Raw genomic sequence first — 13423 nt, forward strand, 5'->3', positions numbered from 1 at the left:
CCTCCACCACCCGCCACGCACCCTCCCTCCAGCTATCAAATGTTCGATCCAACCGGGTGTGTCCGCACTTATCCACATTCGGTTCCGCCCCCACCGTCCAAGCCCAGCACCCCGCGCATACTCACATCATGAACACCACCGCCGGGGCCACCCTCACAGAACTGCACACGACGCTCAGCGAGCTCGCCGCGGCCACCAGTGAGCCAGAAAACCTCACCGGCGAAACCCTGCGCAAACTCGCCACCACCGGCACCGCACTATTCACCTTCCTGCGCCTACACCTGGCAGAGACCACCGATCCCCGCCTCGCCCTGGAACTAGCCACCACCGGCCAACAACTAGAGGATGAAGCAGCCCGCATCCGTGTCACCGGTGCTGACCGACTTGCAGCTACCAACGCCCACACCCTGGACGAAACAGAACTCGACTCACTACGCACCACCGCCCCAGACACCACCCGCCAACCTCACCGCTGCGCTGGTAAAGCAAGCTTCCAAACCCCCGCCGCGCTCTTAGCTTCTTGGACTCATATCCCCTTTGGTGAAGCGAGCAAACTCATCGGCGACGCCAGCGACCTGATTAGCCGCCGTGATATGGCTGGCAACCAGCTTCCACCGCGCTTTGAACACCTCGCCACACTATTTACCACCCCAGACACGGAACAATCCCCGGCTTTGCATCCGGCGGTGGTGCGCGAGATCAGTCAGAAACTTGCTAAGCGTGAACCTAAGGATCAGACCTTTGATGGGATCCGTACCGAGCCGACGTTGTTTCATGCCGATGGCCGCCCGGTGGAAGAACACGCAGCCACCCTGCTTACCGGCGGGCAAAGTGTTGCTGAAACGAACAAACAGGTCAAAGAGCTGATCACTACCGCGAGTACTACTGCAGGTACTGCGACGTCTTCCTCGTTGCGCCGTGGGTTCTTTCCGTTGCCGATTAAGAACGAGTTCACCCGCGAATTTTTACTACGCGTCACCACGGTGGAAGGTGAGTATTTTGATTCGTTGGCAGCTCATGCGGCTAACGGACGCACCCTTGCCGGGGCGCAGGCTCGGGTCAACCGTCCGCCACAGACCGGAACGGTCACCGAAGCGGACACCAGCACGGAATCTTCCTTCGACGAGCAAGCTACCGTTATGGAATCCACCGAGCCCGCACCCGCTGAAGTCGCTCCTGCCGTTGACGAACCAACCACCAACCCAGAAACACCAGACGAAGCAGCCGCACAGGCGATTCCAGCAGAACCTAGCATCTTGGACTTCTTACCTGAAGGGGCGTTGGAGGAAGCGATCTGGGAACCAGAAACCACCGAGGTCCCGGCGACGGTCCCCGAGCGAGCGTTGAATGCGTTGATGGACATCCTCACCCTGGTTCCGACCGGTGGAGGTGGTAGCCAACGGATTAGGCCTGAGGTGCTGGTGCATTTGGAGCTCGAAAACTTGCAAGACCTCGCTTCCGGTGATGCGCGCACTGCTCACGGGGTGAAACTTCCGCCCGGGGATTTGAGACGGTTGTTATGCGAAGCCGATATTATCCCGGCAATCTTTAACTCGAAGAGTGAATTGCTCGACTATGGTCGCGCTCAACGGTTGGTTCCGGAGAGGCTCAAGCGTGCGGTCCTGGCGCGTGATCATGGGTGTATTGTGCCTGGTTGTACCGAGCCACCGGAGAAGATTGAGTTCCACCATATTGATCCGTGGTGGATGGGCGGCGAAACGAAGCTGATCAACTTGGCTGGCCTGTGCCGAGGTGGGCATATGGATGCTGATTCGGGTCGGATCAGGGTTGTGATGGTTGAGGGGTTGCCGCACGTGATTTTGCCGAAGCATATTGATCCTGCGCAAAAGCCTAGGCGTAATACTTACTGGGACTGACTCCCGATCGGGGCAGCGTTCTCTTGCTAGCAAGAACCTCCGACCACACCCCCCAGTCGAAATGACCGAGCCGAAACACCTAGAAAACACGAAAACGCCCGCAGCCCTCGAACCAGATTTTCTCCGGTCCGAGCACTACGGGCGTTGTCGCCAGATATCTCTAGCGGTTGATCATGACCGACTGCATCAGCTCAGGCGCACGCTGATCCATAGTCTTGCCACCAATCCGGATGCCAAGGAACAGCATCAGCGAACCGGTAACCAGCCCAACGGCCAAGGTAATATAACCGGCCAACGTTGAGTGCAGCACCCACCCGGTAACGTACGGAACCAGCGTCGGAATCAGCAGCACACCCATGATGCCGAAGGTGGCGAGCTGAGTGACCACCACACGTGCCCCACTTCCCGGAGGAGTTTTCATCGGGTTATCCCCCGGCAGCGGTACCGCGTAGGTGTAACGGGCCGAGGCAATCGAGGACACACCCAACGCGATCAAGAACGCACCGAGCGAAAGCCCCAAGTCTCCAGGGATGCGCCACGGCTGACCGGTCAACGACGCAGGGAGCACCGCGGCCAAAATCAGCGGCACGATCACCAGCACGAAGCAGGCCATCACACGCCCCAAACGATCTGCCTTGCCCGAGACGCCCGTGAGCACATGTAGCGCAAAGGCGGTGTTGTCATAGGAGACATCGGCGGAGATCGCAAAGCCCATCAGAATGCCGATCATCGGCCCCAACAACAGCATCATCGTGTAACTACCGGTAGATCCGCCGGCAAAGTAGAAGATCACCGGAAGCATCGGCACCATGATCACGCTCAGTGCGTAGCGTGGGTCCTTGAACCAATAGGTCAGTGCGCGAGCGGCCACCGCCCCGGCAGGAGTCGCCGGAGTGAGTTTAAAAAAGCCCAGGCCTTTCGCAGTCGATGCGCGCTGCGCCGCAGGAGGGGTCACCGTCGCCTTACCGGTAGCACCGGTGAGCAAGAAGTACAGTCCGATCAGGTACACCAGCGCCAGCACGGCATAAATCGCGGTCATCCCCATCTCGCCGGCAGCCAGCGCACCAGGCACCGCAGCAAAAGCACCCAAGGGGGTATAGCCGAGCACCGAGGTAATCGGCTTCAATACCTCAACAATTGAATCCGCGTTTGACCCGATGGTGCTGAAAATCGGCCCCAGGCCCACCAGCAATAAGAACACCAGGGCAAAGGACAATTCGCGGAAGCGTCGCTTGCCGCGCAACGCGGTAGCCACGATGGTCAGGTACTGACAGGCGAACATCGCCATCAGCCAGGTACCCAGCGCGCAAAGCAGACCGACCACCAGCACCGCCGGGTCAAGCCGCCAAATCGTGGAGAATCCCAGCGCGGCGAGCAGCGTCAATGCCGCCGGGATGGAGATAAATCCGGCCAGGATCAGCCCGCGCGCCAAGGTCTTTTCATCGATCCCAAAGTGCACAAAGCGCTGCGGTTCAAGGGTGAGATCCACACCGGTAATCAACGGCGGAATCACCGCCCAACCCAGCACGATCACCGATCCGGCCAGAATCGCGATCCAGCCGCGCAGATCACTTTGTTCGGCGGTAAACCAGCCGGCCAGCGAAAGCATCACCACGATCCCCAACGCGTAGAGTCCGCCGATGATCACGCCCACCAGCTGCCACGGGCTTCGTTTAAACCCGTTGCCCAGAAGTCGTAGCTTCAGTCTTAGGAGGTGCGCAACCATGACAGCCCTTCGCTGGTTCCGCGCCCGCCGACCAGATCCACAAAGCGATCTTCTAGGCTCATGCCGTCGCGTACCTCGTCCACCGATCCGGAGGCTTTAAGCATGCCGCCGTCGATGACCGCCACGTGCGAGCACATCCGCTGCACCAGATCCATCACGTGGCTGGAGACGATCACCGTTCCACCAAAGGACACGTAGTCATTGAGGATGTCGCGAATATTCGCCGCCGACACCGGGTCCACCGCTTCGAATGGCTCATCAAGCACCAGCAACTTCGGTGAATGAATCATCGCGGTCGCCAAGGAAATTTTCTTCGTCATACCTGCGGAGTAGTCCACCACGAGCTTGTCACCGTCCGCGCCGAGGTCCATCACGCGCAGCAAATCTTCGGTGCGCGTGGCTACCTCTTCACGATCCATGCCGCGCAGCAGCCCGGCATAGGTCACCAGCTGCCGTCCGGTCAGCCGATCAAATTGGCGTACCCCATCGGCAAGTACGCCGAGGGTGGCCTTCGCATCGTGTGGAGCCGCCCAGATGTCTACGCCGTTGACTAGTGCACTTCCCTGATCCGGACGGAGCAAGCCGGTGGCCATCGATAACATCGTGGTTTTACCCGCGCCGTTGGGTCCGACCAGTCCGTAAAAGGATCCGCTGGGCACCTGCAGACTGACGTTATTCACCGCCACCTTGTCGCCAAACTGCTTGGCAAGATTTCTAATTTCGAGCGCCATGCTATTCATGTTTCGAGAATATCAATCGCCCAAGTCAACTCGCATCATCCTTTGGAGTTAATCTCGAAGGCCGCCACCCTGCTATGGCGCACCCCAACGGAAAGGAGAACACGCCAGGGTAGAAAAAAGCGACCGGCCACATCAAAAATGTGGCCGGTCGCCTTTACAACGGATCAAGCAGCGGGTTAGAAGAGCACCCGTGATAACTTCTGGCGCGAGGCCGCCACGCGCGGATCGGTGTTGCCGATCACCGCATACAGTTCAATCAACCGACGACGCACACGCTCACGGTCTTCATCGGCCAGTCGGGAAATCAACGTGACCAACCGTGCGAAGGCGTCCTCCACATGCCCACCGACCAAATCCAGGTCGGCGACGTTGAGCTGCATGTCAAGATCGTCGGGGTTCGCTGCCGCCGCGGCACGCGAATCGTTCAAATCAAGATTGGCCGTACGCGAGAGCAAACGCACCTGATACACGCCCACCTGAGCGTCGTGATCATTTGGCTTTTCGGCCAAGGCTTCCAGGTACGCGGCCTCCGCAGCGGCATAATCACCGGCGTCGATCGCATCCACCGCCTTCTGATGCAACGGCGGTAATTCTGCCTCGCCACTGTCACCGGAGAACGCCGGAACGCTCCCGCCAAGGCCCTGCTGGGTTGCCAGTTCGGCCAGTTGGTTGAGCACCTGGTCGATCTGTTCGGCAGCCGCCGGACCTTGGAACAATGGCACCGGCTGGCCGTTGACCAGCGCGATCACCATCGGGATCTGCTCGGCGTTGAAGGCCTTAGCGATATTCGGGTACTTCTCCGCGTCAACCACACCGAGCACCATCTTGCCGGCACGGCGATCCACCAGGGTTTTGAGCGCAGCATCAAGATCAACAGAAACCTGCACGCGCGGCGAGCCCAAGGAAACGATCGCCGGAACCCGCTGGGACAGGGCAACAAACGGCTGGAACGCTGCCTCATCAAGGTTCATCGTCCACGTGGCGACTGACATAGCCGCGCTATCGGCCTCGGTGCTCTGTGGCCCGGAGCTTGCGAGCGCTCCGAGGTCGATGGCTCCGCGCGCGGAAGGGATATGTGGTTCAGTCATTAGTTTTCCTCCACCTGCTTGACGCTCAGCAACGAAACCTCGCTGGCGACCAGCTGAATCTTATCGTCGTTACCGGATGCGGGGATGTACATCATCACCGGTTCCGCGTACGTGATCTCTACGTTACCGTTTGAGGTGCTCGAGCCAAGCAGCTTCTTGGTCAGCTCGTCGGCACTCTCCAGTGGGTCGGCATCTTTGGTGCGTTCAAAGACTGCCTTCTGGTTCAGTCGACCGGTGACGATCGCCCCGCCATCGGGAGTGGAAACCACCGCGGTGTCCTTATCGGTCACCGTGCGCGAGTACTTCACCTTCGCCTCGTTGGCATCCTTCTGCTCGGCCTTTTGTCCGGAGTGGATCGCCTTAATAAATTCGGATTCCGCGAAGTTGTCCTTGTGCTTGGACTTTTCGTTGGTCAGCACGTCGGCCAGCTGAGTCAGCGCGTCCTTCGGCTTGACCTTCAGCCCGTCGGCATTGGCGTCAAGCTGAGTCACCGATGGGTCACCCACGGCGATCCCGGGGAAGGTCGAGTTCGGCAGCATCTGAGCTGCGAAGGTGACCTTGTAGTTATCCCGCGCGCTGTTCTGCTGCAGGGTCAACGCAATTGGCAAGGTAGCCGGATCCGAATCCTTCGCGGTCACCACGGTGATCACGCGGGGGAACTTCGCCTCGGCGCTATTAGGCACCGCGGCCGAACGAATAACCGAGGTCTTCAGCGCCAGCGGCTTCGCGATCTTGATCTTGTCGTTCAGGATGTCATAGCGCTTGGTGCGTAGGTCTTTAAAGGCACCGGAGGCGCGCGAGTCCAAATCCTTCTTGGTGTTCTTCTCGTCGGCCTTGCCGATCTGCTTCTCCACGTCGCCAAGCACTCGCTGCAGCTGCTCCTCGGTGAGTACCGGGTAGCTCGGCTTTTCCTCCGGAGCGGACTGCGAAGGTTTTGCCGAGTCCGATGCCGACTCAGAGGCCTTCGCCGACTCAGAGGCCTTCGCAGATTCCGAGGGCTTATCGCTGCTAGGCGCCATCGGTACGCTAATCCCGCTCACCGCAAGAGCCAGCACCGCGGCAACCGCGAGCGAATTCTGCTTGGTCGGCCCGTTCTTAGTATTTGCTACCGCGCTTTCCGCCCGGCGTCCGGAGGTTGCCGACTTAGTCGGCTTGATTACGCGCATCACCAGCAGTGCTACACCAAGTACCAACAGCAGTGCGCCGATGATAATCAGTGGCAAGGCCCATGGCATGGCGTCATCGTTGGCGTAGGTCACCGAGATCTCACTAGGTGCCGCCTTGGTGCCGTCCGCTGCCAGCAGCAGCGACCAGTCGCCATCATCCGGGGCGGTCCAGCGGTAGGTCATCGTGCCATCGGCCTTCTGCGAATCGAAGAATAGGTCATCGCCTGCGGGGTTCGGAGTCTTCTTCTCCCCGTCGATGCGCTCGGCGATCAGCTGATGATTTTCACGGTCAACGCCGGTCAGCTCCACATGGGCCGCGTCGCCCACCCAGGCTTCCACGTCATAACTGCGTGCCAGTGAGGCGGTAAATTCGCCCTTTCCGGTGATCACCAGTTCCACCGGTTCGGAGCCCGGGTTCTGCACCGAGGGTTGAATAACCGTCAGTGGTGACTCTTCCTTAAACTCTGGCATGCTTGCGGTGACCGTTTCGGGCGGGGCCCAAAAGGTCTTCTGTCCGATGCCTACCACTAGGGCAATTGCCCCCAGTAGGATCGCGATCACGGAGATAACTTTTCGCACGACTTCACCTATTCGCCAACGGTCACAGCTGTTCTTTCACAAGTCTAACGAGTCCTTAGCCCCAATGGTTCCGAGAACGGACTGTGAACTGTCTCAAATGCACATGTCGGGGTGTCATAGAGCACTTTGTGAGGGCTTACCAGCGGTATGCTCAGTGCCATGGACAGTAATCAGTCGCCCGATCAGCGCGGCGACCGGGCAAAGCACCACGCCGCACCAACCCCGGCCAGCAAACCGGCACACCCCACACAGTCCGCCACCTCCTCCGGGCAGCCGCCGCTTCCCGAACCCAATACCCCGGCCCCCGGGTCTCCGCATCCATCCGAGGCCCCCGGCACGCACTCCCACGGCGCTGCCGGGCGCCCATCATCCCAGGCGCATCCCGAGGATCCCGCCGAGACCCGATCAGCGACCACCCGCTGGGCGCGCCGTCTCTCGCGCACCGTGAACTCACTGTTTAAGCCCCCAAACCACCCCGGCGCGCTCGATGAACTACCCGAGAGTGAAACCGACACTCCCCAGCCGATCCCCGCATTACACCCGATCTCCATGGGCTTTCTTGGCACCATCGGCGTCGGCATCGCGCTGGCCGGTTACTACCTGCTAACAAATGTCGGCTCGCTGATCACCTGGATTTCGATCGCGCTATTCATCGCGCTGGGACTTGACCCGGTGGTGCGCTTCCTCATGCGCCGCGGGATGAACCGTCCGCTGGCGGTAACCAGCACGATGGTGGGCCTGCTGGCGATCTTTGGCGGCTTCATGGCGCTGATCATTCCTACCCTGATCGCGCAGATCACCCAGTTCATCTCCCGCGCCCCGGAGATCGTGGATAACTTCCTGAACAGTCCCTGGGTCAAACAAATCGACGCGCAATATGCGGTCTCGGCGCGCATTAATACCGAGGTGGAACGCTTCTTCGGCGACTCTGGCGCGGTCACCAACGTATTCGGTGGCGTCTTGGGCGTGTCGCAGACCGTCGCGCAGTCGATGTTCGGGGTCTTGATCGTGCTGGTGCTGGCGATCTACTTCCTCGCCTCGCTGCCGGGCATGATGTCCTTCTCGCTGCGTCTGGTCCCGCGCTCCAAGCGCACTCGCGCCGATCAAATCATCACCCGCATCACCCGCTCGGTGGGTAATTACGTGATGGGTCAGGCCAGCGTCGCGGTACTTAATGCGCTGGTGGCGCTCATTTTGATGACGCTGCTCAAGGTCCCCTTCGCCGCCTTGCTGACCTTATTGGTCGCGATGCTCGCCTTCATTCCGCTGGTCGGCGCGGTGATCGCCGGGGTGCTCGTCACCCTGGTCACGCTCACCCTCGGCTGGCAAACCGCGCTGATCTACGCGATCTGCTACTTCGGTTACCTCCAGGTCGAGGCGTACTTCATCTCCCCGCGCATTATGAACAAGGCGGTTGCGGTACCCGGCGCGGTCGCGGTGATCTCGGTCATCGCCGGCGGCACCCTGGTGGGCATCACCGGCGCGCTGATGGCCATTCCGGTCGCCGCCAGCGCGATGATTTTGCTGCGTGAGGTATTTATCGCCCGCCAAGACCGGCTTTAATCGCCGATCATCTAATGTTCGATCCCCGCGCACGCTCAAACACCAGCAAAACTCAATACCGGTAGGAGCGCGATTCCCAGCAGTTCGGATGCCAATGCCGCCGGTTTGAAGCAGCCGCATCATCACCTGACCAATGATCGGCCCGCCAGGTCACCAAATGAGCCACCCCGGGGGTAATCGGGCGATGACAGCCCGGGCAGGTATAGGTTTTTTGCGCGTTCAACGGAGACACCTTACGCACATGCCACTGCCCATCGGGAGCATCTTGCAACATCGCCACCCCGTAGCGGGCTCGCTGCATCCAGTCATCTTCCGTACCCTGCTCACGCGAAGGCCCCGCGGAGCGCGACCTAGATTTTGCGGCGGGTCCGCTGGTGCGGCGTGGGCGGTTCGAGCGTGGCATGCCTTTAATCATGCCGTATTACCGGCCCGCGCGACGAACTGCGCCGGCGCCGGGTCGCAAACCTCACCGGCTTAGCGGTAGGCTTGATCGCGTGCGTTTAGTGGTTGCAAAGTGTTCAGTAGATTACGAGGGCCGTCTTCGAGCCCACCTCCCCCTAGCTACCCGGCTGATTATGGTCAAGGCCGATGGTTCGGTGTTGATCCACTCCGACGGCGGCAGTTACAAGCCGTTGAACTGGATGAATCCGCCGCTGGTATTACGTGAGGCGAGTCCCGATGAGGACGCCGCCGCGCTTGGCGCGCTCAGCGTCTGGAACGTCTCCAGCGCGAAGACCGATGACAAGCTGACCATCTACTTCCACTCCATCGAGCACGATTCGGCCCACGAGTTGGGGACCGACCCGGGGCTGATCAAAGATGGTGTGGAGGCCGATCTGCAACGCCTGCTGGCCGAACAGATCGAACTATTGGGCACCGGACACCGGCTGGTACGCCGCGAATATATGACCGCGATCGGCCCGGTAGATATCCTGGCCCGCGACGCTACGGGCGCCGCGGTAGCCGTGGAACTTAAACGTCGCGGCGACATCGACGGGGTGGAACAACTCACCCGGTACCTAGAACTGCTCAACCGCGACCCGCTACTCAAGCCGGTCACCGGAGTCTTCGCCGCGCAACAGATCAAACCGCAGGCGCGCACCCTGGCCGAGGACCGCGGAATCCGCTGCCTGACCCTAGATTACGACGTGATGCGCGGAATCGATGACTCTTCGGGCAGACTCTTCTAAGCTAGGTACATGAATACCGCTTCGCGTTACGCCATCTTCGCCACGCTCATCTCCGACGGGCAGAAAATCAGCGATGGCGCACTGGCCATCGAGGACGATCGCATCCGTTTCGCCGGTAGCCGCGACGACTGGCTCACCCAGTCCGACGCCGATCAATTCCCCGAGCATCAGGTGCCCCGCGGCTCCATCCTGATCCCCGGGCTCATCGACCTGCACAACCACGGGGCGCTGGGCGCGGACTTCGCTAACCCGGAGCACGGCCAGGTCTCCGACGCGCTGGACTACCTGCACCGCGCAGGCACCACCACCCTACTGGCCTCGCTGGTCACCGCCGAGCCGGCAGAAATGTTGCGCGCCGCGGAAATCCTGGCCGAATTCGCCGAGGCCGGAAAGATCGCCGGCATCCACGCCGAGGGTCCGTTCCTCTCCGAGGCCCGCTGCGGCGCCCAAGACCCACGTTTCCTGAGCGATCCGGATCCCGAATTTGTCGACGAGTTGATCTCCGCCAGTCGCGGGCAGCTACGCACGATGACTTACGCGCCAGAACTGCCCGGCAGCGAGGAGCTCATCGAACAGCTCGTCGCACTTGGCGTGGTGCCCTCACTGGGCCACACCAACGCCAGCGCGCAGGTCACCTCCACCTCACTGCAGTTCGCCCGCGAACAGCTTCAAAACGCCGGCGTAGATGGATTCACCGAAAAGCCGACGGTCACCCACCTGTTCAACGGCATGCCGCCGCTGCATCACCGTGAGCCCGGCCCGGTGGCCGCCTGCCTGGAAGAAGCAGCTCGCGGCAACGCCTACCTTGAATTGATCGCCGACGATGTGCACCTGTCCCCCGAGACCGTGCGCCTGGTGTTCAACCTCATCGGTGGCCAACGAGTGGTGCTGGTCAGCGATTCGATGTCCGCCACCGGACTTTCCGACGGGGAATACTCCTTGGGCCCGGCGAAGGTCACCGTAAGCGAGGGCCAGGCCCGGCTTGCCGACGGTTCGCTAGCCGGAGGCACCGCCACGCTCCTGGAGGTCTTACGCTGTACCGTCAGCGCCGGCATCGCGCTCACCCGCGCGGTCGAGTCCGCGACCTCCATCCCCGCCTCGCTGATCGGCCTGGCCGATGAGGTCGGCTCGTTGCACTACGGTTTCTGCGCCGACGTGGTGGTACTCGACGCGCAGCTGGAGCTACACCAGGTCATCCGCAACGGCCAGGTGCTCTAAAAGAACCTCACGCCCAACGCAAAAAATCTCGCCGCCGCACACCATCAAGGTGTGCTGCGGCGAGATTTTTAACGCGGGTGGTACCACGTAATAAAACTTAGATTTGCCAGCTACCGGCGATCGGCCCGGCCTCAAGCCAGGCGGAAAAACCGGTGTAGTCACGGTAATCCATGGCCAATTCTCGATCTTCACCATCCTGGATCAGTTGCACGATGATAAATCCCGGGGGAATCAGCATCGCCTCGTTCACCGTGGGCCGGCGCCAACCATTGAGGTCTAGTCCGCGGCGCTGCAGTACAAAACGCGGCACCGGCGAGACAGAGAAAAACCGCAACAGATCCACATGTCCCCCGCCGTAGCGGGCGATCACCATCATCCACCGGCCTTTCGGCGTGAGGATGGAGGCGTCGAAGGTGCCTAGCGTGCGCCGCAATTGAATGCGGCGCACGGCCATGGCCCCGAAGAACAGCACGATGCACGTCAAGACGAGCAGTGCGAGCAGAACTGGTGCGGTTATCTCAATCAATGGTTCGCCTACGCTGCGGTACCAATCACAGCGTTATCGGCGACGATCACTACGCGGTCCGAATCGACTGAGAAGAATCCTCCGTCGATCTGCACCGTGAAGCGAGCTTCGGAAACTGGAGCGATTTCCAGCTCCCCAGAGGCAAGCACCGAAAGCATCGGAACGTGACCGGGCAAAACGCCGATCTCGCCGTCAACCGACCGTGCCTTGACCAGCTTCGCAGCGCCGGACCACACGAAGTGATCCGCCGCGACGATTTCTACCTGAAGCTCAGCCATAATTAGCTGGCCTTCTGGATTTCGGCCCACTGGCGCTCGACGTCGTCAAGACCGCCGATGTTGAAGAACGCCTGCTCTGCAATGTGGTCCAATTCGCCATCGGCGATGGCCTTGAAGCCTTCGATGGTGTCCTTGATGTCCACGGTCGAACCCTCGACACCGGTGAACTGCTTTGCGGTGTAGGTGTTCTGCGACAGGAACTGCTGCATACGACGTGCACGGGCGACAACAATCTTGTCTTCTTCGCCCAGTTCGTCGATACCCAGGATCGCGATGATGTCCTGAAGTTCCTTGTTCTTCTGCAGAATCGCCTTCACACGGATGGCGGTATCGTAGTGATCCTGTCCGATGTACTGCGGATCCAGGATGCGCGAGGTCGAGGTCAGCGGATCAATCGCTGGGTACAGACCACGCGACGCGATTTCACGCGACAGCTCGGTGGTTGCATCCAAGTGAGCGAAGGTTGCTGCTGGAGCCGGGTCGGTGTAGTCATCGGCCGGGACGTAGACTGCCTGCATCGAGGTGATCGAGCGGCCCTTCGTCGAGGTGATGCGTTCCTGAAGCAGACCCATTTCATCGGCCAAGTTCGGCTGGTAACCCACGGCCGAAGGCATGCGGCCCAACAGGGTCGACACCTCGGAACCGGCCTGGGTGAAGCGGAAGATGTTGTCGATGAACAGCAGCACGTCCTGGTTCTGCACATCGCGGAAGTATTCCGCCATGGTCAGTGCCGACAGTGCCACGCGCAAACGAGTTCCAGGTGGCTCATCCATCTGACCGAACACCAAGGCGGTGTCCTTCAGAACGTTGGCTTCTTCCATTTCGACCCAGAGGTCGTTACCTTCACGGGTGCGCTCGCCCACACCGGCGAATACCGAAGTACCACCGAAGTTACGTGCAACACGGGTGATCATTTCCTGGATCAGCACGGTCTTACCCACGCCTGCGCCGCCGAACAGACCAATCTTGCCACCCTTGATGTAAGGGGTGAGAAGGTCGATCGATTTGATGCCAGTTTCCATCATCTCGGTCGAACCCTCAAGGTCCGCGAACTTCGGTGCTGGGCGGTGGATGGGCCAGCGCTCGGTGACCTGAATCTCCGAGTTATCAACGTCCAGGGCATCGCCCAATACGTTGAAGATGTGGCCCTTGACGCCGTCGCCTACTGGGACGGAAATCGAAGCGCCGGTGTCCTTCACCTGGGCACCGCGAACCAGGCCGTCAGTGGCCTGAAGCGATACCGCACGGACCAGGCCCTCACCGAGGTGCTGGCTGGTTTCGAAGGTAATAGTTGTGGTCTTACCGTTGAGGGTTAGCTCCGCGGTAAGTGCGTTGTAGATTGAAGGCAGTGCATCGGCAGGGAACTCGACGTCCACGACCGGGCCAATCACGCGGGCAATACGGCCGGTGGCCCCTGCGGTAACCTGCTCGTTGATTTGGGCAGTCATCTTTCTCACTTCTTATCTGGTCGG

The 13423-nt window shown here is 60.5% G+C and carries 12 protein-coding genes; 4 read left to right on the forward strand and 8 right to left on the reverse strand.

The annotated features are described in order from the left end of the window. Positions 1-128 precede the first annotated feature (128 nt). Positions 129-1877 carry an HNH endonuclease signature motif containing protein gene (locus CQ011_RS16405; protein ID WP_146112651.1) on the forward strand — a complete coding sequence of 583 codons (1749 nt, stop codon included), beginning with the start codon at positions 129-131 and terminating at the stop codon, positions 1875-1877. Positions 1878-2037: 160 nt separating this feature from the next. On the opposite strand, the gene CQ011_RS16410 is transcribed toward CQ011_RS16405, so the two are convergent. The 4 genes from CQ011_RS16410 to CQ011_RS16425 form a co-directional block, all read right to left on the reverse strand. Beyond that, a complete protein-coding gene (locus CQ011_RS16410; RefSeq protein WP_105678790.1) occupies positions 2038-3603 on the reverse strand; it encodes a transporter in 1566 nt (521 codons plus the stop codon). Continuing rightward, a complete protein-coding gene (locus CQ011_RS16415) occupies positions 3585-4343 on the reverse strand; it encodes an ABC transporter ATP-binding protein (protein WP_105678791.1) in 759 nt (252 codons plus the stop codon). The genes CQ011_RS16410 and CQ011_RS16415 overlap by 19 nt, the downstream gene beginning before the upstream one ends. Positions 4344-4519: 176 nt before the next feature. After that, positions 4520-5431 (reverse strand): co-chaperone YbbN, encoded by a 912-nt coding sequence (locus CQ011_RS16420; RefSeq protein ID WP_105678792.1) that lies wholly within the window; start codon positions 5429-5431, stop codon positions 4520-4522. Further along, on the reverse strand, positions 5431-7176 hold the full coding sequence (locus CQ011_RS16425) for a hypothetical protein (protein ID WP_105678793.1): 1746 nt from the start codon (positions 7174-7176) through the stop codon (positions 5431-5433). Before CQ011_RS16425 ends, CQ011_RS16420 begins: the two co-directional genes overlap by 1 nt. Positions 7177-7620: 444 nt before the next feature. On the opposite strand from CQ011_RS16425, the gene CQ011_RS16430 reads away from it, so the two are divergent. Further along, entirely contained in the window at positions 7621-8739 is a 1119-nt protein-coding gene (locus tag CQ011_RS16430) for an AI-2E family transporter (RefSeq protein ID WP_286161242.1), read from the forward strand. 52 nt (positions 8740-8791) lie between these two features. Here the strand turns inward: CQ011_RS16430 and CQ011_RS16435 are convergent, their stop codons facing one another. Then, on the reverse strand, positions 8792-9142 hold the full coding sequence (locus CQ011_RS16435) for an Rv1322 family protein (protein WP_105678794.1): 351 nt from the start codon (positions 9140-9142) through the stop codon (positions 8792-8794). A 91-nt stretch (positions 9143-9233) separates the two neighbouring features. Here CQ011_RS16435 and nucS point away from each other — a divergent pair, with 91 nt between their 5' ends. Continuing rightward, on the forward strand, positions 9234-9929 hold the full coding sequence (gene nucS / locus CQ011_RS16440; RefSeq protein WP_105678795.1) for an endonuclease NucS: 696 nt from the start codon (positions 9234-9236) through the stop codon (positions 9927-9929). A 9-nt stretch (positions 9930-9938) separates the two neighbouring features. After that, positions 9939-11147 carry an N-acetylglucosamine-6-phosphate deacetylase gene (locus CQ011_RS16445; protein ID WP_105678796.1) on the forward strand — a complete coding sequence of 403 codons (1209 nt, stop codon included), beginning with the start codon at positions 9939-9941 and terminating at the stop codon, positions 11145-11147. A gap of 97 nt (positions 11148-11244) precedes the next feature. On the opposite strand, the gene CQ011_RS16450 is transcribed toward CQ011_RS16445, so the two are convergent. Genes CQ011_RS16450 through atpD form a run of 3 tightly spaced genes read right to left on the reverse strand, consistent with a single transcriptional unit; the run spans position 11245 to position 13399 of the window. Beyond that, positions 11245-11673, reverse strand: coding sequence for a DUF2550 domain-containing protein (locus CQ011_RS16450; protein ID WP_105678797.1), 429 nt, complete (start codon positions 11671-11673; stop codon positions 11245-11247). 8 nt (positions 11674-11681) lie between these two features. Then, on the reverse strand, positions 11682-11951 hold the full coding sequence (locus CQ011_RS16455; protein WP_105678798.1) for a F0F1 ATP synthase subunit epsilon: 270 nt from the start codon (positions 11949-11951) through the stop codon (positions 11682-11684). Between the two features lie 2 nt (positions 11952-11953). Next, entirely contained in the window at positions 11954-13399 is a 1446-nt protein-coding gene (gene atpD / locus CQ011_RS16460) for a F0F1 ATP synthase subunit beta (protein ID WP_105678799.1), read from the reverse strand. Between the last annotated feature and the right edge of the window lie 24 nt (positions 13400-13423).

Source organism: Arthrobacter sp. MYb213 (assembly GCF_002979915.1).
Classification (GTDB): Bacteria; Actinomycetota; Actinomycetes; order Actinomycetales; family Micrococcaceae; genus Glutamicibacter.

Excerpts from the sequence above, each read along its gene's own strand:
- CQ011_RS16410 (WP_105678790.1), bottom strand. The coding sequence starts at position 3,603 with ATGGTTGCGCACCTCCTAAGACTGAAGCTACGACTTCTGGGCAACGGG.
- CQ011_RS16445 (WP_105678796.1), top strand. The coding sequence starts at position 9,939 with ATGAATACCGCTTCGCGTTACGCCATCTTCGCCACGCTCATCTCCGAC.
- CQ011_RS16415 (WP_105678791.1), bottom strand. The coding sequence starts at position 4,343 with ATGAATAGCATGGCGCTCGAAATTAGAAATCTTGCCAAGCAGTTTGGC.
- atpD (WP_105678799.1), bottom strand. The coding sequence starts at position 13,399 with ATGACTGCCCAAATCAACGAGCAGGTTACCGCAGGGGCCACCGGCCGT.
- CQ011_RS16435 (WP_105678794.1), bottom strand. The coding sequence starts at position 9,142 with ATGCCACGCTCGAACCGCCCACGCCGCACCAGCGGACCCGCCGCAAAA.
- CQ011_RS16405 (WP_146112651.1), top strand. The coding sequence starts at position 129 with ATGAACACCACCGCCGGGGCCACCCTCACAGAACTGCACACGACGCTC.
- CQ011_RS16420 (WP_105678792.1), bottom strand. The coding sequence starts at position 5,431 with ATGACTGAACCACATATCCCTTCCGCGCGCGGAGCCATCGACCTCGGA.
- CQ011_RS16455 (WP_105678798.1), bottom strand. The coding sequence starts at position 11,951 with ATGGCTGAGCTTCAGGTAGAAATCGTCGCGGCGGATCACTTCGTGTGG.